The 21190-nt window shown below is 72.9% G+C and carries 16 protein-coding genes; 11 read left to right on the plus strand and 5 right to left on the minus strand.

Annotation, left to right across the window (positions count from 1 at the left end; genetic code table 11):
• Positions 1-59: 59 nt before the first annotated feature.
• Together ACZ4W9_RS18390 and ACZ4W9_RS18395 are read left to right on the plus strand one after the other, a co-directional pair.
• Positions 60-1706 (plus strand): glycoside hydrolase family 27 protein, encoded by a 1647-nt coding sequence (locus tag ACZ4W9_RS18390; RefSeq protein ID WP_467936865.1) that lies wholly within the window; start codon positions 60-62, stop codon positions 1704-1706.
• A 135-nt stretch (positions 1707-1841) separates the two neighbouring features.
• The gene (locus ACZ4W9_RS18395; RefSeq protein WP_467936867.1) at positions 1842-3053 is read left to right on the plus strand and encodes an SGNH/GDSL hydrolase family protein; all 1212 of its coding nucleotides are present in this window, start codon (positions 1842-1844) and stop codon (positions 3051-3053) included.
• A gap of 116 nt (positions 3054-3169) precedes the next feature.
• On the opposite strand, the gene ACZ4W9_RS18400 is transcribed toward ACZ4W9_RS18395, so the two are convergent.
• From ACZ4W9_RS18400 to ACZ4W9_RS18410, 3 genes are all read right to left on the minus strand, one after another.
• Positions 3170-4762 (minus strand): MFS transporter, encoded by a 1593-nt coding sequence (locus ACZ4W9_RS18400; protein ID WP_467936869.1) that lies wholly within the window; start codon positions 4760-4762, stop codon positions 3170-3172.
• A 192-nt stretch (positions 4763-4954) separates the two neighbouring features.
• Positions 4955-5425 carry a MarR family winged helix-turn-helix transcriptional regulator gene (locus tag ACZ4W9_RS18405; protein ID WP_467936871.1) on the minus strand — a complete coding sequence of 157 codons (471 nt, stop codon included), beginning with the start codon at positions 5423-5425 and terminating at the stop codon, positions 4955-4957.
• A 64-nt stretch (positions 5426-5489) separates the two neighbouring features.
• Positions 5490-5948 (minus strand): Lrp/AsnC family transcriptional regulator, encoded by a 459-nt coding sequence (locus ACZ4W9_RS18410; protein WP_467936873.1) that lies wholly within the window; start codon positions 5946-5948, stop codon positions 5490-5492.
• Between the two features lie 62 nt (positions 5949-6010).
• On the opposite strand from ACZ4W9_RS18410, the gene ACZ4W9_RS18415 reads away from it, so the two are divergent.
• The 9 genes from ACZ4W9_RS18415 to ACZ4W9_RS18455 all read left to right on the plus strand — a co-directional run bounded on the left by ACZ4W9_RS18415 (position 6011) and on the right by ACZ4W9_RS18455 (position 19672).
• Positions 6011-6760, plus strand: a complete 750-nt coding sequence (locus ACZ4W9_RS18415; protein WP_467936875.1) for an AzlC family ABC transporter permease — start codon at positions 6011-6013, stop codon at positions 6758-6760.
• The gene (locus tag ACZ4W9_RS18420) at positions 6753-7082 is read left to right on the plus strand and encodes a branched-chain amino acid transporter permease (protein WP_467936877.1); all 330 of its coding nucleotides are present in this window, start codon (positions 6753-6755) and stop codon (positions 7080-7082) included. The genes ACZ4W9_RS18415 and ACZ4W9_RS18420 overlap by 8 nt, the downstream gene beginning before the upstream one ends.
• Before the next feature lie 216 nt (positions 7083-7298).
• On the plus strand, positions 7299-10046 hold the full coding sequence (locus tag ACZ4W9_RS18425; protein WP_467936879.1) for a type 1 periplasmic-binding domain-containing protein: 2748 nt from the start codon (positions 7299-7301) through the stop codon (positions 10044-10046).
• A 306-nt stretch (positions 10047-10352) separates the two neighbouring features.
• Positions 10353-12644 (plus strand): ATP-binding protein, encoded by a 2292-nt coding sequence (locus ACZ4W9_RS18430; RefSeq protein ID WP_467936881.1) that lies wholly within the window; start codon positions 10353-10355, stop codon positions 12642-12644.
• 188 nt (positions 12645-12832) lie between these two features.
• A complete protein-coding gene (locus ACZ4W9_RS18435) occupies positions 12833-13915 on the plus strand; it encodes an AraC-like ligand-binding domain-containing protein (RefSeq protein WP_467936883.1) in 1083 nt (360 codons plus the stop codon).
• A 373-nt stretch (positions 13916-14288) separates the two neighbouring features.
• A complete protein-coding gene (locus ACZ4W9_RS18440; protein ID WP_467936885.1) occupies positions 14289-17057 on the plus strand; it encodes an ATP-binding protein in 2769 nt (922 codons plus the stop codon).
• Positions 17058-17276: 219 nt separating this feature from the next.
• Positions 17277-18248, plus strand: coding sequence for a helix-turn-helix domain-containing protein (locus tag ACZ4W9_RS18445; RefSeq protein ID WP_467936887.1), 972 nt, complete (start codon positions 17277-17279; stop codon positions 18246-18248).
• A 90-nt stretch (positions 18249-18338) separates the two neighbouring features.
• Positions 18339-19253, plus strand: coding sequence for an alpha/beta fold hydrolase (locus tag ACZ4W9_RS18450; protein ID WP_467936889.1), 915 nt, complete (start codon positions 18339-18341; stop codon positions 19251-19253).
• 176 nt (positions 19254-19429) lie between these two features.
• The gene (locus tag ACZ4W9_RS18455) at positions 19430-19672 is read left to right on the plus strand and encodes a DUF5133 domain-containing protein (RefSeq protein ID WP_467937028.1); all 243 of its coding nucleotides are present in this window, start codon (positions 19430-19432) and stop codon (positions 19670-19672) included.
• A gap of 15 nt (positions 19673-19687) precedes the next feature.
• Here ACZ4W9_RS18455 and ACZ4W9_RS18460 read toward each other — a convergent pair whose 3' ends face one another.
• Positions 19688-20542 (minus strand): MBL fold metallo-hydrolase, encoded by an 855-nt coding sequence (locus ACZ4W9_RS18460; protein ID WP_467936891.1) that lies wholly within the window; start codon positions 20540-20542, stop codon positions 19688-19690.
• Positions 20543-20655: 113 nt separating this feature from the next.
• Positions 20656-21189 (minus strand): hypothetical protein, encoded by a 534-nt coding sequence (locus ACZ4W9_RS18465; RefSeq protein WP_467936893.1) that lies wholly within the window; start codon positions 21187-21189, stop codon positions 20656-20658.
• Between the last annotated feature and the right edge of the window lies 1 nt (position 21190).

Raw genomic sequence — 21190 nt, forward strand, 5'->3', positions numbered from 1 at the left:
GAATGGCGTCCGAAATTTCGGACCCTCTTTCTTGGGTGCCTCCCGGAAAAGGAGCTTTGGTGTTCAGACGGTCAGGTGGGCGGCTGTTTCGTCTTCTGGCGGCTGCCGTGTTGACGGTGGGCGCGTGTGTGTCGGCTTCGGTGCATTCGACCGCTTCGGCGGCGCCGGGGAGTCCGGCTCTGACTCCGCCGCTGGGGTGGAACAGCTGGAACAGTTTCGGGTGCGGGGTCACGGAGGCGCAGGTGCGTCAGGCCGCGGACGCGATGGTGTCCTCGGGCATGCGGGACGCGGGTTACCGGTATGTGGTGGTGGACGACTGCTGGTTCGATCCGCAGCGCGACGCGCAGGGCAACCTGCGGGCGAACGCGGCGAAGTTCCCGAGCGGTATGAAGGCGCTGGGGGACTACATCCACGGCAAGGGGCTGAAGTTCGGCATCTACCAGGTGCCGGGCGAGCGTACCTGCGCGCAGGCCACGGGCGGCTACCCGGGGTCGACCGGCAGCCGGGGTCACGAGGCGCAGGATGCCGCCGCGTTCGCCTCCTGGGGCGTGGACTACCTGAAGTACGACTGGTGTTCGTCCAGCGGTACACGCGAGGAGCAGGTCGCGCGGTTCACCCTGATGCGCGATGCCCTGCGCGCCACCGGACGGCCGATCGTCTACAGCATCAACCCCAACAGCCTGCACGCCATCACCGGCGCCGCCTACAACTGGGGCGAGGTCGCCGACCTGTGGCGCACGACCGAGGACCTGCTCGACATCTGGCAGAACGGCAACACCAACAGCTACCCGATGGGGGTGGGCAACGTCCTGGACGTCACCGCGCCGCTGGCGGCACAGTCGGGACCGGGACACTTCAACGACCCCGACATGCTGGTCGTGGGCCGGCCCGGCCTGTCCCTGACCGAGTCCCGCTCCCACTTCGCCCTGTGGGCGCTGATGGGGGCCCCGCTGATGGCGGGCAACGACATCCGTACGATGTCGGCCGAGGTGAGCGCCGTCCTGCGCAACCCGCGTCTGCTGGCGGTGGACCAGGATCCGCTGGGCGCGGGCGGGCGCAGGGTCCGTGACGACGGTGCCACCGAGGTGTTCGCCAAGTCGCTGGCGGACGGTTCGGTCGCGGTGGGCCTGTTCAACCGGTCGGCGGGGACCGCGACGGTCACCACGACGGCCGCGCAAGTCGGCCTGTCGGGCGGGCCGTTCTCCCTCACCGATCTGTGGACCGGCGATACGTCGAGCACGTCGGGGCAGATCTCGGCGAGCGTGCCCGCGCATGGTGTGGCCGTGTTCCGGGTGAGTGGTGGCAGCCCGCTGGCCGCCACCACCTCGCGTCTGCGGGGCGGGGCGTCCGGGCGCTGCGCGGACGTGGACAACGCTTCCACCGCCGCCGGTGCGGCGGTACTGCTGTGGGACTGCCACACCGCCGCGAACCAACTGTGGACCTCCTGGGCGGGCGGTGAGATCCGCGTCTACGGGGACAAGTGCCTGGACGCCTATGACCAGGGCACCACGAACGGTACCCGGGTCGTCACCTGGCCCTGCAACGGCCAGGGCAACCAGAAGTGGACCCTCGGCACCGACGGGACGATCCGCAACGTCCACGCCGGACTGTGCCTCGACGCCAGTGGGGCCGGAACCGCCAACGGCACCCCGCTGGTCCTGTGGACCTGCAACGGCCAGACCAACCAGAAGTGGAACCGCGCTTGACGAGTGGAGCGAGTCGGACCCGTGCGACGACACGCCACAGCGCTTCGCCCCCGGACCCGGCACAGGTTCCCCAGGAACAACGGCTGCGCCCTCCGGGACCCCGGCGACCTACGAGAACCGAGCAAGGAGACGTGGATGAAGGGAACGGCTATGACACGCAAGGCGTCATGGCGGAGACAGGGCGGACGCACAGCGGTGCTGACCGCGGTGGGCTCCTTACTGGCGGCGCTGTTGTCCGCGTGGGGCACGGCGGGCACGGCGCATGCCTCCACCGGGAACGGAGCCGAGGCCGTGCGATACGCCGGCCGGGATGCGGGCGGCCGGCAAGGGCGACCGGTCCCCGCGACGGGCGTGCTGGAACGGGTGCACACCGCGGGGCGGGTCAAGGACGCCGGAAGCACGGTGCAGTACAGCTGGCCCGGCGTGTACTTCGAGGGCCTTGTCAGGGGCACCGGCGTGGGCATCGTGCTCAACGACTCGGCGGCCGACTACGACGTCCAGATCGACGGAACCACCGTCGCCACGTTGTTCACACCCGGTAACACCACGCACTGGATCAACGGCCTGCCGAACGCCACGCACACCGTGCGGCTCGTCAAGCGCAGCGACAGCCCGGGTGACATCAGCGCGTTCGGCGGTTTCGTCGCCGCGCCCGGCGGGGCCGTGCTGCGCAGGCCGGCGCCGCGCGACCGGCAGATCGAGTTCATCGGGGATTCCCTGACCGTGGGCTACGGCAACCTCTCGACCTCTCGCGAGTGTGCCGGAGACGAGGTCAGGCGGACCACCAACGCCGACGTGAGCTACGGCGCCCTCACCGCGCGGCGACTGAACGCCGACTACCAGATCAACGGGTATTCGGGCCTCGGCATGGTGCGCAACTACAACGGCGGCTCGCCGGACGTCACGTACCGGACCTTCTACGACCGTGCCCTGCTGAGCGTGTCCGGCGACGTGTGGCAGAACCCCGGCACCTGGCACCCTCGGCTGGTGGTGGTCAACCTCGGCACCAACGACTTCTCGACCGCCGTCAACCCCGGCGAGCCGTGGACCCCCGACAGCCTCGCGACGGCCTACCGCACCGCCTACGGAGACTTCCTCCAGAAGCTGCGGACACGGTACGGGGCCGCGACCACCATCGTGGCAGTGGGCGCGGGCCAGTTCGCCGCCCACGTCCAGCAGGTCGTCAAGGCCCGCAACGACGCCGGCGACAGCGGGGTGCGCTACTGGTTCCTCGACGACTCGGGGCTGGACTTCCAGGGCTGCCACTGGCACTACTCGGTACACGACGACCGGCTCATCGCCGACCGGCTCACCTCGTTCATCGCCGGTCTGCGCGTGAACTGGTGACGCCGGCGACCAGCCGGGAGCACCAAGAGGGCAGGTAGGAACCCGGCCCGTGGGAGACAACCCGGCCGAGCTGCCACCGTCGCGCGGTGAGCTCGGCCGGGCGGGCCCGTCCGCCCTCAGTGACGGGCCGCGTCAGGAGCGCGCCGCACACCGACGGCTGCCGTCAGCGCGCCGATGACGGCCAGCACGCCGGAGACCAGCGCCGCGGTGTGCACACCGTTCATGAAGGCATGGTGGCTGCCCTCGATGATCGCCGCCTTGAGCTGGTCCGGCATCTCGCCCGAGACCGGGGCGACGCCCATGGACACCGCGTCCTTCGCCTCGCCCAGGCCTTCGGCCGCGGTCGCGGGCACGCCGGACGCGGTCAGTTCACCGGTGAGGGTGGAGCCGACGCGGCTGCTGATCAGCGACACCAGCACCGAGGTGCCGAGGGCGCCGCCGACCTGCAGGGCCGTCGCCTGCAGGCCGCCGGCGACGCCGCCGTCCTTGACCGGTGCGTTGCCGACGATGGCGTCCGAGGAGGAGGACATCACCATGCCGACGCCCAAGCCGAGCGCGACGAACGGGGGCCACATCAGGGCGTACGAGGAGTCGGCGCTCCAGCCGAGCATGACGAAGCAGGCGGCCGCCTGGAGAGCCATGCCCAGCGGCATCGTCAGCCGGGGACCGAACCTCTCGGTGAGCGCGGCCCCCAGCGGGGAGGCCACGACCGACGCGAGGCTGAGCGGCAGGGTGCGCACACCCGCCTGTACGGGGGTGAAACCGCGGACGTTCTGCAGGTACAGCATCACGAAGAAGATCACGCCGAGCAGGACGAAGAAGTTCAGCGCGGTGATGACGGTGCCGATGGACAGGGCCGGGTTGCGGAACAACCGCATGGGCAGCAGAGGGTGGGCGATCCGCGTCTCGTACCAGCCGAACAGCAGCAGCAGCACGACGCCGGCCGCGATGGCACCGAGGGTGCCGCCCGAGGTCCAGCCCCACGTCTCGCCCTTGACCACGCCGAACACCACGGCGAGCAGGCTGACGGCCAGCAGCACGACGCCGGGTATGTCGAACTTCTCCCGGGCGGCTGCCGTGTTCTTGCTCTGCGGCAGGACGATGACGCTGAACAGGAGGGCGATGACGCCGATGGGGGCGTTGATGTAGAAGACGGACTCCCAGTTCACGTGCTCGACGAGCGCGCCGCCCACGATGGGGCCGAGGGCCGTGGAGACGGAGGAGACCATGGCCCAGATGCCGACCGCCATGCCGAACTTCTTCGGTGGGAAGACGGCCCGCAGGATGCCGAGGGTGTTGGGCATCAGCAGGGCCCCGAAGAAGCCCTGCACGGCACGGAAGGCGATGACGCCCTCGATGGAGCCGGTGAGCCCGATGGCGACGGACGCCACCGTGAAACCCGCGACGCCGATCAGGTAGAAGGTGCGGCGCCCGAACCGGTCGCCGAGCTTGCCGCCGAGTATCAGGGCCGCCGCGAGGGCCAGCAGATAGGCGTTGGTCACCCACTGCAGGTCGGCGGTGCCGGCGTTCAGGTCCCGGCCGATCTCGGGGTTGGCGATGGAGACGACCGAGCCGTCGAGGCCGACCATGAACAGCCCGAACGCGACGGCGATCAGGGACAGCCATGGGTTGGCACGCCGGCCGCGCGGGCGGTCCGCGTGCTGCGCCCCGTTCACGGGCGCGGAGGAACTCGGAACTTCGGAGGGCATGACGATTCAGTCCTTCACGAGGATGTCTGGGTCCGGACGGCAGGGGACGTCCGCGCACGAGGGAGGGCGCGGCCGCCGTCGTCGGGACCGCGGGGCGGAAACAAGGAACCCGAAAAGAGCGACAGGGCGAGAGGTGAACCGGAAAGGTCCCTCAACGCGCGTACCGGACCACCGTGGGGTCGGTACGCGTCGTCACCGGTCGGAGTGGAGGCGCTCCGCGAGCGCGTTCAGCGACCCCAGGGCCGCGCCGAGGGCCTTCAGATCCCCGTCGGTCATCGTGCTCAACGCGCCCATGACGTGGGCGCTCATCAGCCGGTTGACCTCGGCCAGCTCGAGCCTGGCCCGCTCGGTCAGGTGCAGGTGCGCGACCCGCTTGTCGGCGGGGTCCTGCCGACGCTCCAGCAGACCTTGCTCGGTCAGCTGCGACACGAGCGCGCTGACGTTGCTGGGCTTCATCCGCAGGGCCTCGGCGGCCTTGCGCACCGTCACTCCGTCGTGGGCCTCGACGTGCCGCAGCAGGGCGAGCTGGGCCTCGGGAGGCTTGGGGTGGGGATGTTCCTGGCCGACTCGCCGGTCCAGGGCGCGGGACAGCGCGGGCAGGGACGCCACGAGGCCCGAGGCCACCCGGCGAATGTCCTGAGCGGACACGCTGCGCTGATCCATGGCACCCAGCATAGGTATGAGCAGATAACTATGTCAACATACGTAATGCGGCGGCCGTGCCGTCCTATCCGATGGTCTTGATCTCCTTCATGGTCAGGTGGGACTCCAGGCGCCGGACGGCGGGCAGGCAGCTGAGCTTGCCGGTGAGGAACGCTTCGTAGGCGGCATGGTCGGCGACGGCCACGCGGATGAAATAGTCGGGGCGCCCGTACATGCGGCGGAACTCGACGACCTCCTCGTAGGACGCCACGGTGTCCTCGAACTCCTCGAAGCTCTTGCGGTCCTGGGCGTAGATCTCCACGTCGATCAGGACCTCCAGGGCGCGGCCCACGGCCTCGGGGTTGATGACGGCCCGGTACCCGGTGATGACCCCGGCCTCCTCCAGCCGTTTGACCCGGCGCAGGCAGGGCGGCGGGGTGAGGCCGACCCGCTTGGCCAGCTCGACGTTGGTCAGCCGCCCATCCTCGCGCAGATGAAACAGAATTTCTCGGTCGACCGCATCAAGGGTGATTTTATTGCTCACAGGGTGATCCTAAGGCAAAGATGGGCAACCATATAACGCGCGATTCTTCATAAAATTGCGCCATGGATGCACCTTCTGCCGCCACCGGCAGCCGCCCGCGGCCCGCTCCCGCCACTCCGTCCACGGCGCTTTCCCAGGCGGGCGCGGCGTTCAAGGACTCCGCCGGAGTGGGCCTGGGATTCCTTCCGCTCGGGCTCGCCTTCGGCGCTCTGGCGACGCAGTCGGGTCTGGACTGGTGGTGGGCGGGGCTGTCCGCCATGCTGGTCTTCGGCGGGTCGTTCGAGTTCCTGCTCATCGGGATGGTCACCGCCGCGGTCCCGCTGGCCGGCGTCGCGGCGTCCGCCTTCCTGGTGAACGTCCGGCACGTCTTCTACGCGCTGTCCTTCCCCCTCGACCGCGTGAGCGGCCGCCTCGGCAAGGCCTACGGCACCTTCGCGCTGTGTGACGAGGTGTACGCGCTGACCACCGGGAAACGGGCCCGCTCCTGGTCCGGCCCGCGCATCCTGTGGCTCCAGTTCCTGCTGCACCTGTACTGGGCCGGCAGCGCGACGACCGGAGCCCTGCTCGGCTTCCTCATACCCGAAAGCGTCACCGGCCTGGACTTCGCGCTGACCGCCCTGTTCACCGTGCTCGCCCTCGATGCCGCGCGGGACCTGCGCGGCGATCTGCCCACCCCTTTGCTGGCCGTGCTCGGCGCCCTGACCGCCCGGCTGCTGTTCCCGTCGCAGATGCTGCTGGTCGCCTTCGCCCTGTTCACCGCCGGCCTCCTGGCCCGCCACCTCGCCACCGGCAGGAGGACCGCTCATGTCTGACACCGGCCACGCCGTCGCCGCGATCCTCGTCTCCGCCGCCGTCACCTGGGCCCTGCGCGCCCTGCCGTTCGCGGCGCTGGCTCCCCTGCGCACCAGCACCACCGTGCGCTTCCTCAGCACCCGCATGCCCGCGGGCGTCATGGTGATCCTCCTCGTCTACTGCCTGCGCGACCTCCCGGTGACCGAGGCCCGCGCCGTGGCCCCGTCGGCCGCCCTGGCCGTCACCGTCGGGCTGCACCTGTGGCGCCGCAACGCGCTGGTGAGCATTCTCGGCGGCACCGCGGTCCACGTCGTCCTGGCGAGTACGGTCTTCGCGCGCTGACCCCAGCCCGGGAGGAGTTCCGGCGATCGCCTCACCGGCTTGCCCTTACGGCCCGCTTGCATAATTGCAGACGGTGGCCCGACATTATTTCGGGTAGCCGGCATGCTTTTCGCGAACTGGTGTGAGGAATGCGGCATCACCAGTACTCTCTCCCCCTGCGTGGAGCCGGCGGGCCGGATGACGTGACCCGCCGAGGAGGACTGAGGGGGATCTTTTATGGCCGAATCCGACCGCTTACCGAACGGTTTTCCCGACGACGAGGGTGCGGACGATTTCGTCCGGGAATTCCGTCAGGCGGTGTCGCCCGCCGAGCGGGAGATGCTCGCGCACACACCGCCGCTGGTGATCCTGGACGTCGCAGGGAACGCCGCCGAGTACGACAGCCGCGTCCGGAGACTGACAGGAGCGCTGGAGCAGGCACTGCGCGGCCAGCGGGACGTGAAGCTGGTCCCGTACGCGATCCCCACGGCCGACGACGGCTCCGAACTGCTCTCCGGCGCGGCGGCCCGCGGACTGGCCCTGGGCAAGCCCAGGCACATGACACCGGACCGGCTGCCCGGCTTCTGGCCGTTGTGGGACTCGGTCGGCTACATCAGGGAACACGCGGACGAACGGCGGGCTCCGGGCGCGGAGGTACTGCGCGACCACGCGCACGGCCAACTGCGGATGCACCGCCAACTGCGGCGTGAGGGACGTCTGCAGGTCTTCCTGTGGGCGCTCGGCGGCAGCGAGTCGCCACCGGTCGGCGGCATCCGCGGCTGGCTGCTCGGGTCCCTGTGGCAGGGCATCACCCGGACCTTCCCCCGCTGGTGCTGGGAGCGGCGCAAGACCCGTGGGCTGCTGCGCGCCCCGCGCGTGCTCCGCCCGGCCCGTCAACGCTGGCTCGGCGGCATGCTCGGCATGTCCGGAGACGCCGAGACCCTGTTCGCGGTGATGGACGAGGTGGCCGACCGTCAGATGTCACGCCTCGTGCTGCCGCCCGACCACCCCCGGCACCAGGAGTCGCTGTCCGCCCTCGAATCGCTCCTGACACGCGCCCTGCTGGAAGACCTGAGGACACCGAAGGTCGGCAGTGTGCGACCCCTGCAACGCCGCCGCACCGCACGTCCCGTCCTCCTGGTTCCGCTGCCCCGGGAGGAAAGGCCGGGCGCCGAGGCGGTGGAGCGTTTCCTGTGCTCTTTCCACCAGGAGCGGAAGAACACCGCACGGGCGGCGGGCCCCCTGGTCATCGCGGTCGGCACGCCCTCCCGGCAGCTGTTGCAGAACCTCGGCGACCCGGCGGCGTCCAGCCTCACCTCGGCGGGACGGCTGCTGCACCAGTCCGACCCCGGCGTGGTCCTGGTGCGGCTGAGGGAGGAACCCTTCGGCAGGGAGGGGCTGATCATCCGTCCGACATCTCCGACGTCGTACCGTGTCGGCGGACGCACGATGACCGCGGGCGTGGCCGGCGGCACGGCGTTGGCGCTGGGACTTCTCGGGGTCGGCGGTGCGGTGTACCTCGCGCCGGTGGAGCGGGAGTCGAGGAGTTGCGCCGCCGGTGACATGCCGGTCGCCGGGAGCAGGTACTCCCAGCCCGTCCCGCTGCGCCCGAAGCAGTGGTACGACGAGACGCGCGCGAAGATCGACGCACAGAACCGGGAGGCCGAAGACTTCGTGGCGCGGGGCAGGACCGTGCGCACCGTCGTCGCGTTCACGTCGAACGGGCCGACCTCGAAGACGGACACCCTCTTCGACGGAACGATTCCGGAGCTGCGCGGCATCGCCATGTGGCAGCACGATCTGAACCAGTACGCGATCTCCGACGATTCGCGGGTACCGCTGCGCGTCAGGGTGGTCACGACCGGCAAGGGTTTCGAGAACGCCGAGCAGGAGGCACGGAAGCTCGTCGACGAGGTGAAGGACGGCAAGGACGGCAAGGACGGCAAGGATTACGAGGAGGTGATCGGTGTTCTCGGCTTCGCCCAGAGCAAGGAGACGACGCTCAGGGCCCTGGACATCCTGAAGCAGGCCGAGCTTCCCGTGATCGGCACCACCGCCACCGCTGACGAGATGCTGGTCAGCGCCAACTACTGGCCCCTCACGCCGCTCAACAGCACCGAAGCGCACATCGAGGCGAACTTCGCCACCGGCTTCCCCATCATGGCGCACGCCGACGGCGGCTGTGAGCCGGCCAAGGAGGCCGTGGTGATCCAGAGTTCGGCGGACCTGTACAGCAAGAGCCTCGCGGACAAGTTCCGCGAACATTTCCGCGGCGACACGCGCTTGGTCAACTTCTCCCAGGCGGGTGACTTCGAGGGCGCGCCCGCGGGCACGCCGCGGATCAGGAGTGCGCACGATCTGGCGGCGACGGTGTGCGACGCGTTGCGCGGCTCCGATCCGACGGTCGTCTACTGGTCCGCGCGCGCCCGTGACTTCGTCGCCTTCGTCAACGCCCTGGACACGCAGGGGACGTGCATCGACCGCGACATCACCATGCTCGGCGGCAACGAACTCACGAACGTGGTGCTCACGGGCGAGTTCAACGACAAGGACTGGCTCCGGCTGTACTACTCGGCGCACCGGCTGCCGGCCGGCGACAGTGCCGCCGAGGAGAAGACGAAGCAGTTCCTCGTCAAGTACGACGCCTTCGTGCGCGGACCCTCCAAGGACGACCCCTGGCGCGACGACGGCCACTCCGCGGTGTCCTATGACGCCTTCCACGTCCTCTCCCGGGCAGCCGACATGGCCCTCTCGGGTCAGGGCGGCGTGGACCCCGATGCCATGCTCACGGCCTTGAAGAGCGGCATCACCTTCGACGGCGCGACCGGTTACATCTCCTATGGGCAGGGCAACATGCCGCCGCGGGACAAGACCCTGGTCATCCTGCGCCAGTCGGAGCAGGGCTCGAAGGTCGCCCTCCGGTGCGGGGCGTACCGGCAAGGCAGGACCGGCCGCACGGAGGTGGCCGCTTGCGACGCGCGGTAGGCGGTTCGTCGTGATCGGGCGCGGTCGCGGAAAGGCGGTGCGCTGACCGCTTCGCCGGCCGCCCTGTCCTCCCTGCCGGGGGAGGAGTGGCGCGGACACGAGGAGCCGGACGACGCCCGCTGCCGGTGTCCGGTGGACCTCACCGGCCGGTGAGCCGGCGCCGGCCGGCCCCCTGGCGGAGGTGCTCGCGGCCCCGCGCGAGGGAGGGACCGCGGGAGGCGGGCCCCCGGCCGTCCCTCCTTGATCAGAAATGCTCCCCCCATCTAGTAGAATGTTCAAGTACTCAGCGGGGTGGAGGGGGCGGGAATGTCCGCACAAGAGGTGGTTTTCGGGGCACTGCTACGGGAGATGCGGCTGGAGAAGTCGCTGACGATCGAGGCTCTGGCCGACGCGTCCGGCGTCAGCGTGCGCGGTATCGGCGACCTGGAACGCGGGCGCCGGGCAGCCCCGCAACGGCGGACGGTCGCCGCGCTCGCCGACGGGCTGGGGCTCGGCGACACCGAACGCGAGCGGCTGCTCGCCGCCGCCCGGGCCGGCCGTACCCCCGGATACAGCCCCGTCGGCGTGCGCTCCTTCCCCCGTGGCGTCGACGACTTCGTGGGCCGCGCGGACGAACTGGCGGAACTGGAGAAACTCGCCGGACCACCACCGGCGGACGACGGCACCGAGGCGGACACCGGGACCGCGACCGCCCAGCCCGTCGTCGTCGCCGTCCACGGCGCGCCCGGAACCGGCAAGACCACCCTCGCCCTGCGCGCCGCCCGCCGGCTCGCCGACCGCTTCCCGGACGGCCAGCTCATGGTGGACCTGCGGGGCACCGACCGCACCCCGCCCGCCGCCTCGGAGCTGATGGTCCGGGTGCTCAAGGCCTTCGGCGTGCCCGACCGCGACCTGGCCAAGTCCGGCCCGCAGTCCCACCCGGCCCTCTACCGGCAGGTACTCGCCGACCGCCGCTGCCTGCTCGTGCTCGACAACGCCCGCGACGAGGCCCAGGTACGTCCGCTGCTGCCCGGCTCCGGCCGCACGCTGGTCCTCGTCACCAGCCGCCGCATGCTCACCGGACTCGACGACGTGCACCGCCTGCCGCTCGGCCGGCTCGACGCCGCCGAGTCCGCCGCCTTCCTCGCCTCGCTCGTCGGCGAGGACCGCGCGACGGCCGAACCGGACGCCCTGCACGAGGTCGCCCGGCTGTGCGCCTACCTGCCGCTCGCCCTGCGGGTGGCCGGCAACTGGCTGGCGACCCGCACCGGCTGGAGCGTGCGCCGGCTCGCGGACCGGCTCGCCCGCGAGGAACGCCGTCTGGACGCGCTGTCAGCGGGCGACATACGGGTGGCGAGCGCCTTCGACCTCTCCTACCGCCAGCTCACGCCCCCGGCCGCCCGCATGTTCCGGCGCCTGTCCCTGGTCCCCGGCCCCGACACGGGCGCCGCCGGCGCCGCCCGCCTCACCGGCCAGGACCTCTACGACGCCGAGGACACCCTGGAGGAACTGGTCGAGGCGGGCCTGCTCGGCGCCACCGGGGACCGCTACCGGCTGCACGATCTGCTGTGCCTGTACGGCCGTACCCGGCTCGCCGCCGAGGACGACGCCGAGGACGTCGGGCGGGCCCGCCGCTCGATGTTCCACTGGCTGCTCGAGACGGCCGTCGTGGCCGGCCGCTGGTACGAACCCGACCACGGCGCGCCGCCGTCCACCTGGCAGGGCACCGTGGACCTCTCCAGCGCCGACAGGGCACGCGAATGGCTCCAGGCCGAGGCCCCCAACTGGCTGGCGGCCCTGCGCGCCGCCGCCGCGGACGGCGACCACGCGACCGTCGTCGAGGTGGCCGAGTCCCTGCACTGGTTCTCCGACCAGTGGATCTTCTGGGGGCACTGGCCGGAGGTCTTCGAGATGGCCGTCCGCTGCGCCGAGGCGCTCGGCGACCCGCTGCTCGAAGCCACCCAGCTCAACTACTACGCCTGGGCCGTGCTCCTGTGCGAGGGCAGACCCGGGGACAGCCTGGAGTACTCGGCCCGCGCGCTCGCCGCGGCCCGCCGGGCCGGCGACCGCCTCCAGGAGGCGTGGGCGAACCACTACGCGAGCTGGGCCCACCACCTCCTCGGCCGGACCGGCCCGGCGTTCGACCACAACTCCCGGGCCATCACCCTGTTCGACGCCGCCGGGGACCTGCCGGGCATGCTCCAGGCGCTGCTCGGCCGTGCCCTGGACCTGGAGGGCGTCCAGCGCAGTGAGGAAGCGGCCGAGGCGTACCAGCGGGCCCTGGCTCGGCTCGACGAGGCCGGCGACCGCCTGGAACCGCACATCGCCGCCGTCACCCGCGTCAACGCCCTCGCGGGACTCGGCCGCTCCTGCGCCCGCCTGGGCCGCTGCGAAGAAGCCGTACGGCACCTGCGGACCTCCGTCGAACTGTGCCGTACCGACGGCAACATCGCCCTGGAGAGCCGCTATCTCCGCTCGCTCGGGGACATACTCCTCGACGCCGGCCGCGAAGCCGAGGCCCGCGAGGCGTTCGCGCGCTGCATCGCCCTCGGGCCCGGCGCCGACCCGAGGCGGGTCGCCGAGGCCCGCTCCCGGCTCGCCCGCCTGGACACGCCCTGACCAGGCCCGCCGCCCGGCGAAGGCGGCCCCGCAACCCTATGTGCCGGCCGCCGGCCGGACTTGCCCCTGCGCGCACGGCACTGTTCCCCGCGCGCACATCCCGGCACTGCCTGTTTCTGCCTGGAGAGTGCCTGGTGCGCGGTACCGCCGGCTGGTTGATTTCCGCTGAGGAGAGAGAGGAGAGCCGGGTGGACCTCGTGCTGTCGACGGACATGGTGCCGGTCGGGGACAGAGTCGACCGTTGGCGGGCCGCCCTGGCCACGGCCCCGACCCCGATGGCCGTGACATCGCGCGGCGGCGTCGCCTTCACCGGCCGGATCACCGGCGGCCACCTCGGGCACCTGCCCGTCTGCTCCCTCCAGGCCGACGCCCAGCGCGTCGGCCGGGGCGGGCCGGGCGTCCCGTGCGTGGCGGTGCTCGTCCTGACGGCCGGCACGGTGACGCTGGTCCAGGACGGCCGCAGCGCGGTCGCCGAGGCCGGCGACCTCCTCGTCTACGACACGGCACGGCCGTACACCCTGGACTTCCCCGAGCGGTTCGCCTGCCACATCGTCCACCTGCCCCGCCGCGGGCTGGACGTGTCCGACAAGGAACTGCGCGCGGTCACGGCGACCGCCGTCAGCGGAACGGACGGGATCGGCGCCGTCCTCGGCCCCTTCCTCACCCGCCTCCTCGACCCGGCGGACTCCTACGGCCCCGCCGTCGCGGCACGGCTCGCGGCCGGCGTGGAGGACCTCTTCGGCACGCTGGTGGCCGAGCGCGGTCCGTCCGGCGGCGCCGACAGCGGACGCGGCGAACTCGTCCTGCGCATCCGCGACCACATCGACCGTCATCTGGAGGACCCCGGGCTGACACCGGAGACGGTGGCGACGGCCCACCACATCTCCGTGCGCTACCTGCACCGGCTGTTCGAGGAGGAGGGCATCACCGTCGCGCGCCTCGTCCAGCGCCGCCGGCTGGAGGAGTGCGCGCGGGAACTGGCCCGCGGCGGCCGGGCCGCGCCCGCCGTGGCCGCGGTGGCGCACCGCTGGGGCTTCGTCAACCCGGCCCACTTCAGCCGGGCCTTCCGCCGGGCGTACGGGCACTCGCCGCGCGAATGGCGGCAGTTGAGCGCGGCGGGCCGGACACAGGGCGGGCGACAGCCGGGTACGACCGGCCGGACGCCGGGCGAGACCCACGGCGTCCCCTCCCGCATGGCCGCCACCGCACCGGCGGCCGGTACCGGGCGCACCGCCGCCGTTACCGGCCGGGACACGTTCCGTGCGGCCTGACGGCGCCCCCACGGGGATACCGGGCGGGACGGCCCCGGCGCCCCCGGGGGCCGTCGCGCCGTGGCCCGGGGCGGCCGGGCTGCCGTCGGAGGCCGCAGCACCGTCGGCCGGGCCGGGTGGGCTGTCGTCGGAGGCTGGTGTGCCGTTGTCCAAAGCGTCCGCGTCGCCTCCGCATACCGCTGCTCCGTCGGCCGCGCCGGCCGGGGCGGGCGGGCTGCCGTCCGGGGCCGCCGCGCCGCCCTCGCGTGCCGTCGCGGTGCCGCTGGTGTCGGCCGGATCGTCCCCGGTGGCCGTGGTGCCGCCGTCCGAGAGGGCCGTGGCCCCGCCCCCGCCGGCCGTTTTCGCGCCGTCCGGGTCCGACCCGGCAGGTCTCGTGGCCCAGACCCCTCCCGTCGGCGGTCCTCCGGTCGCGGGGCGTCCGGCGCGGGACCGTCCCGCGCTCGCCGGGCGCGGAGCCGAGCAGGCCCTGCTGCGCCGGGTGCTGGACGGTGCCCGGTCGGGCAGCGGTGGCACCGGCACCCTCTTGCAGGGGGCGCCCGGCATCGGCAAGACGGCCCTGCTGGACTGGGCCCACGCCGAGGCACGGGCCCTGGGCTTCACCGTGCTGCGCGCGGTGGGCTCCGAGGCCGAGGCCGGCGTGGCGTTCGGCGCGCTGCACCAATTGCTGTGGCCGCTCACGAGCCGTATGCGTGCGCTGCCCGAGCCACAGCGGCGGGCCCTGGCCTTCGCCCTCGGGGAGGCCGCCGAACCGGTCCGGGGCGGTTTCCTCGTGGGCGCCGCCGTGCTCGCGCTCCTCGCGGGCGAGGCACGCATGCGCCCCGTGCTGGTCCTCGTGGACGACCTGCAATGGGTGGACTCCTCCAGCGCGGCCGTGTTCGCGTTCCTCCAACGCCGCACCGCCGAGGTGCCCCTGGCATTCGTCAGCGCGGGCCGCCCCGAGGGGCCCACGGCCGAGGGCAGGCCCGGCACCGTCGTGGACCTCACCGCGCTGGACGGGGAGCACGCCCGCACACTCCTGAGCACCCGGCACCCGCACCTCGCGGTCACCACGGCCGACCGCATCCTCCAGGAAGCGGCCGGCAACCCGCTGGCGCTGGTCGAACTGCCCGTGCACCTCCACCCCGACCAGGCCCGCGGCGTCATGCCGCTGCCGAGAAGGTTCCCCCTCGGACACCGGCTGGAGCGGCTGTTCGCCCCACGGCTGGACCGCCTGTCCGCCGAAGCCGTCCACGTGCTGCTGTACGCGGCGCTGGGCGGCACGGCGGCGATCTGGGTGACCCCGGCCCTGCTGGACGGCCTCGACCCGGGGCGCGCCGACGAGGTGCTCGACGAGATCGAGACCAGCGGCCTGGCCCGCCTGGAGCCGGACGGCCGGCTCACCTTCCGCCACCCCCTGGTGCGCGGCGCCGTCGTCGCCCGCGCCTCCGGGCCCGAACGGCGGGCCGCCCACCGCCGGCTCGCCGCCGCCCTGCCGCACGACGACCCCCGGGCGCTCGGCCACGAGGCGGACGCGACCGTCCTGCCCGACGACACGCTGGCCGGACGGCTCCAGGAAGCCGGCCGCCGGCTCGCGCTGCGCGGCGGCGACGCCGAGGGCGCACTCCTGCTGCACCGCGCGGCGGCCCTCAGCACCGCCGCCGGGACCCGCGCTCGCCGCCTGACCTGGGCCGCCGCCATGGCCGCACGCGGCGGACGGCTGCCGTACGCGGCGAAACTCGTCGAGGAACTGCGCCGCGCGCCCGTCCCCGTCGACAGCGCGCCGCTGTACGCCTACGCCGTCGTCTACGTCGACCAGAGCCACCACGTCGACTTCGAGTCGTCCTTCACCCTCCTCCCCCAGGCCCTCGACGCCCTGTCCCGCACCGGACCCGGCACCGGACCGTTCGACGACCTCGCCGAACAGGTCTACTTCAAGCTGCTGCTGGCGACGGTGTACACCTCCGACGCGCGCGGCTGGGCCGCCCTGCACGCCCACCGGCACCAGGTCTCCGCACTGGCCGACCTGTGCCGCCGGGCCTGGTCCGACCCCGCCCGCACCGCGCACGGCACGGGCACCGAACTGCGCGCCATGGCCGCCACGATGAGCCAGGAGCAGCAGGCGGGGGCGGCATGGCTGCTGCTGTGGACCGCCGCCGCGGTCGACATGGCCGACGCGTCCCTGTGGCGCCGCTTCCTGGGCCAGCACGCCTACGCCACCCAGGGCAGCATCGCCAAGGCCGGCGGCTACCAGAACTATCTGCGGGGCCACTGGGACCAGGCGGAGGTCTGCCTGCGCGAGGCCGAGGCGGCCGACGCCCTCGGCTACCACTGCAACGCCCTGCTCTTCCGGCACCACTACGCCCATTTCCTGGCCGGACGCGGCGACGAGGAGGCCCTGCTCGCGGTGGACCGGGCCATCCGGCCCCTGGCCGAACGGGTCCGGATGAAGTTCGTGACGGACCACCTCACCCATCTGCGGGCCCTGGCCGCCCTCGGGCACGGACGTGACGAGGAGGCGTACACCGCACTGGCCGGCCTGACCCCGCCCGGCGTCCTGCCGCCCGGCCTGCCCTGGTTCCACCTGCCGTTCTTCGACTTCGTGGACGCGGCGCTGCGCACCGGCCGGACCGCGCGGGCACGGGCGCACGTGGCGGCGGGCGAGGCGGCGCGCATGGGCGACATCTCCCCGCACCACGCGTTCCTGCTGGCGGCCGCCCGGGCGCTGGCCGCCGCCGACGACGAGGCCGACAGGCTCTACGAGGCGGCGTACGCCGTGCCCGGCGCCGACCAGTGGGTGTTCGAACTGGCCCGGCTGCGGCTGGCCCACGGCGCCTGGCTGCGCGACCGCCGCCGCCCGCAGGCGCCCGAGGTCCTCCAGCAGGCCCTGGAGACCTTCCGCGCGCTGGGCGCCGTCCCCTGGGCCGACCGCGCCGAACGCGAACTCCGGTCCGCCGACGGCGGGGCGGGCGGTCCCGACGCGCTCACCGCGCAGGAACTGCGCATCGCCCGGCTCGCCGCGGACGGGCTCACCAACAAGGAGATCGGCGCCCGGCTGAGCCTGTCCCCGCGCACCGTCGGCGGACACCTGGCGAAGGTCTTCCCCAAGCTGGGCATCGCCTCACGCGCCGCCCTGGCGCACGCTCTGGAGCGCGGCACCGCGTAGGCGGCTCCCGCGAGCCGGCCGTACCGAGCCGCGCGGCACGCCGGCCACGCCCCGCGACAGGTCACATCCGCCATCGGAGCACAGGTCATACGCACCCAGGACAGGTCACCCGCACCCGCAGGACAGGTCACATGACCTAACCCCTCCCCGACGCCCCCGACGAGGCTGAAGGCGTGACACATCCGTCCCGCCAGGGCCGGAGGACCGGGAGGGGACAGCGTGCGGAACGAGACAGGAACAGTGCCGGCACCGGGGGCGGACCGGGCCCGGGAGTGGGAACGCGCGGTCCGGGGGCGGCTGGCACCCGTGGAGATGACCTTCCCCTCGGGGACCGCCGGCTTCCGGGGCACGCTCGGCTCGGACGACGCGGGCCGGCTGCGGCTGCTGTCGATGCGGGCCGCCCCGCTGCGGCTGAGCCGCCCGGCCCGCCCCGAGCCCGCCGCCGAGGACGGCCGCCTGGTCCTGCTCGTGCAGCAGGAGGGAACCGGCGCCATCCGCCAGGACGGCCGCGAGGACGTCGTACGCGCCGGTCAGCTGGCCCTGCTCGACCTGAGCCGGCCCTTCGCGCTGGACCAGCGCACACCGTTCCACCTGTACGCCCTGCGGATGCCCGAACGCTCCCTCGGGCCATCCGCGGGACGCGTCCGGCAGATCACCGGCCGCGCCATCCCCGCGGGCGAGGGCGTGGCCGCGCTGCTGCGCCCGCTCGCCACCGAACTGGCGTCCGGCACCACCGCCTTCGCCGACCACGTCAAGGAGCGTCTCGCCGGCCACCTCGCGGACCTCGTCGCCACGCTCGTCGACGAGCAGGCGGGCGGACACGGCGACAGCGCGCCGGACACCCCCCGCACCCTGCTGCTGACCGCGATCCGCGCCCACATCGACGCGCACCTGCGCGACCCCGCCCTGTCACCCGCCCGTGTCGCCGAGGCCCACGGCATCTCACTGCGCTACCTGCACGCGCTGTTCGAGGACGAGGACACCACGGTGCACCGGCTCATCCAGCAGCGGCGGATCGAGGAGTGCGCCCGCGAACTGCTGCGCCGTGGACGCGCCGGCCGCACCATCTCCGCGGTGGCCCGGGGCTGGGGGTTCAAGAACGCCGCGCACTTCAGCCGCGCCTTCAAGTCCGCCTACGGCTGCTCGCCCAGCGAGTGGCGGGACGCCGCGGCGAAGGACGGCGCCGCGTGAGGGCGGCGCACGCGGCCGACGGCACCACCGTGTGCGGGAAGCGTGCCGGGGCAGGTGAGCCGTGATGTCCCCGGTACAGGAGGAGAGTTCATGTTCGACGGGTTCGAGCTGACACGTCGCGAGGGGAACGGCGTCCGGCTGCGGGTGCGCCACGGCGGCAGCGGCCCCGCGGTCCTGCTCCTCCACGGCCACCCGCGCACGCACGCCACCTGGCACCGCGTGGCCCCGATGCTGGCCGCCGCGGGGCACACGGTGGTCTGCCCCGACCTGCGCGGCTACGGCGAGTCCGACAAGCCCCCGACCGACGCGCGGCACAGTCCGTACGCCAAGCGCGCCATGGCCGGCGACTGCCTGGAGGTCATGCGCGGCCTCGGACACGACCGGTTCGCCGTCGTCGGCCACGACCGGGGTGCCTATGTGGCCACCCGCCTCGCCCTGGACCACCCGGAAGCCGTGTCCGCCGTCAGCGTGCTGGACGCCGTGCCCATCGGGGAGGCACTACGGCGCTGCGACGCGACCTTCGCCGCCAGTTGGTGGCACTGGTTCTTCCTCGGACAGACCGACAAGCCCGCCGAACGCGTCATCAACGCCGATCCGGACGCCTGGTACAAGGCGACCGCCGAGCAGATGGGCGCCGAGGCGTACGACGACTACCGCCGCGCCATCCACGACCCGGCCACCGTGCACGCCATGTGCGAGGACTACCGCGCCGGACTCGGCATCGACCGGGAGCACGACGACGCCGACCGGCGGGCCGGCCGGCGCATCGGCTGCCCCGTACAGGTGCTGTGGGCCACCCGCGACGACATGACCGGCCTCTACGGCGATGTGCCGGGTGTCTGGCGCGACTGGGTGGCGGGCCGGCTGGACGGCGCCCCGATCGAATCCGGGCACCACATGGCCGAAGAGGCGCCCGAAGCACTCGTCACCGCCCTGCTGGACTTCTGGAGGAGCGGCGAAGAGCGGGACCTCGGCGCGGAACGCGCGGCCGGCCGGCCCACCTGAGAACACCGCGAAGGCACCGCCCGTCCGGGGCGGGAACCGGACGCCATTGGTCGAGGGAACCGCGCATACGGTGGGCCGGCCGGGGCAGACGCCCCCTGGGGAGAGCCACCTGGAGGGTGCGCTCACAGACGTGGGGCCCGGTACGACGGTCCGTGTTGGGAGAGGGGTTTGTGACTGTGTTGCCGCCTGCGGAGAAGGAACTACGAGCGGTACTGGCGCGCTATGCCGAGGCTCGCTTCCGCCACGACCTGCAACCCACCGGTCATTCGAGCCGGGAACTCGAAGTCACCTCCCGCAGGCTGTGCGTCCTGACCGTCACCGAGTCGGTGGACCAGGCCCTCGCCGCCGCCGACGCCCTCCTGGACCGGCTACGGGCCGACCGCCGGGCCGCCCGGGTGCCCCGGACCCCGGCAGCCTGACGGGAACGGCGCCGCTCACCGGACGACGGGCAGTGCTCCGGGGGCGGCGGGCAGACGGGCCCGGCCGCCGTGCGGACAGGGCACGATCCGGTCGCCCAGGCCGAGCCTGCCGGCCTCGGCGAGGAAGGCGGACAGGGGCGAGCGCATCACCGTGTAGTCCTCGTAATGCACGGGCAGCACGGCGCGGGGCCCGAGACGCCGGACCAGTTCGGCGCCCTGCGCCCCGTTCATGGTGACCAGGAACCCGCCGGGAAGGCGGGTGCCGCCCAGGTGGAGGACGGCCAGGTCGGCGGCCGGGAAACGGTGGGCGATCTCCGCCAGGCCGTCGTAGAGGAGCGTGTCCCCGGAGACGTACAGCCGCAGCCGTGACGGCCCGCCCACGGGACCGAACTCGATCATGCTGCCCATCACGGGCGGCAGCAGTCCGCGCAGCACCGGCTGCCCGGCGTGCCGGCCGGGCAGCGCGGTGACAGTGGCCCGCACCCCTTGCCGCTGGAGGGTCAGTGCCTGCCAGGTCCGCAGACCCGCCGTCCGCCGGAAGCCGTGCAGCACCCGCAGGCGGCGCGCGGCGTGGGGCGTGCTCAGAACCGGGATCGCACGGTCCAGGGACCGCCGTGCCCTGCGGTCCCAGTGATCGCCGTGCAGATGGGAGAGCACGATCCCGTCGACGCGGGGCAGCTCCCGCGGGCCGAGGGCGGGCTCGGTCAGGCGCCGGCTCAGCAGGCCGTATCCGAGGTAGGCGTACTCGCCCCGGTGCAGGAAGTTCGGGTCGGTGAGCAGCGTCAGAGGGCCGTAGCGCAGCAGCACGGTGGCGTTGCCGATGAAATGGAGGTCGAGCGCGTCGTCGGTGGGCTCGTCCGCGATGGCCATGGAGTCACCCGCTCCTTCCGCCTGTGCCGGCGGGCGGGCCGCCGGCTTCCGGCCCCCGCACCGGAGTACCCCTCCGCTCGCGGCCGATTCCCCCGGCCCGCCGTCGTGCACGCTCAGCGGCCGTAGACCGCGCGGCGGGGGAGCGGTCCCACGTCGGCGTGCCGGCCCGGACGCTCGGCGGCGTGCCGCTGCCCGGGGCCGGGACCGGACCGGGCGGCCAGGGCATCGGCGACGGCCCCGGTGGCGAAGGCGTAGACGGCCTTGTGCAACAGGTCCACCACCAGTTCCCCGCGCGGCCAGGTCCGCGGCGGCGCGCCGACCCCGGTGGCGTTCTCCAGGATCTGGTCGTTGGTGAGCCTCACCACGGCGAACTGCGCCGACGCCACCGGCCCGCGCAGCCCGGCCTGCGCCATCACCGACCGCACCACCCCCAGCAGGGCACCCTGCCCGTAGTGCATCACCCGGTTCACCACCGGCGACCGCCGCCCCGGCCGCTCGGGCATCCCCGTCAGCCGCTGGAGCGTGCGCGCCGGAACGTGCGAGTCCGGCCGGCCGGTCAGACGCTGCTCGGCCTTCTCACCCAGCGTCATCACCACGACCCCGGCCGCACCCGCCACGAGCCCCTGCCACACCGCACGTCTCATCATG

It is taken from the genome of Streptomyces sp. NPDC029296, assembly GCF_055569255.1.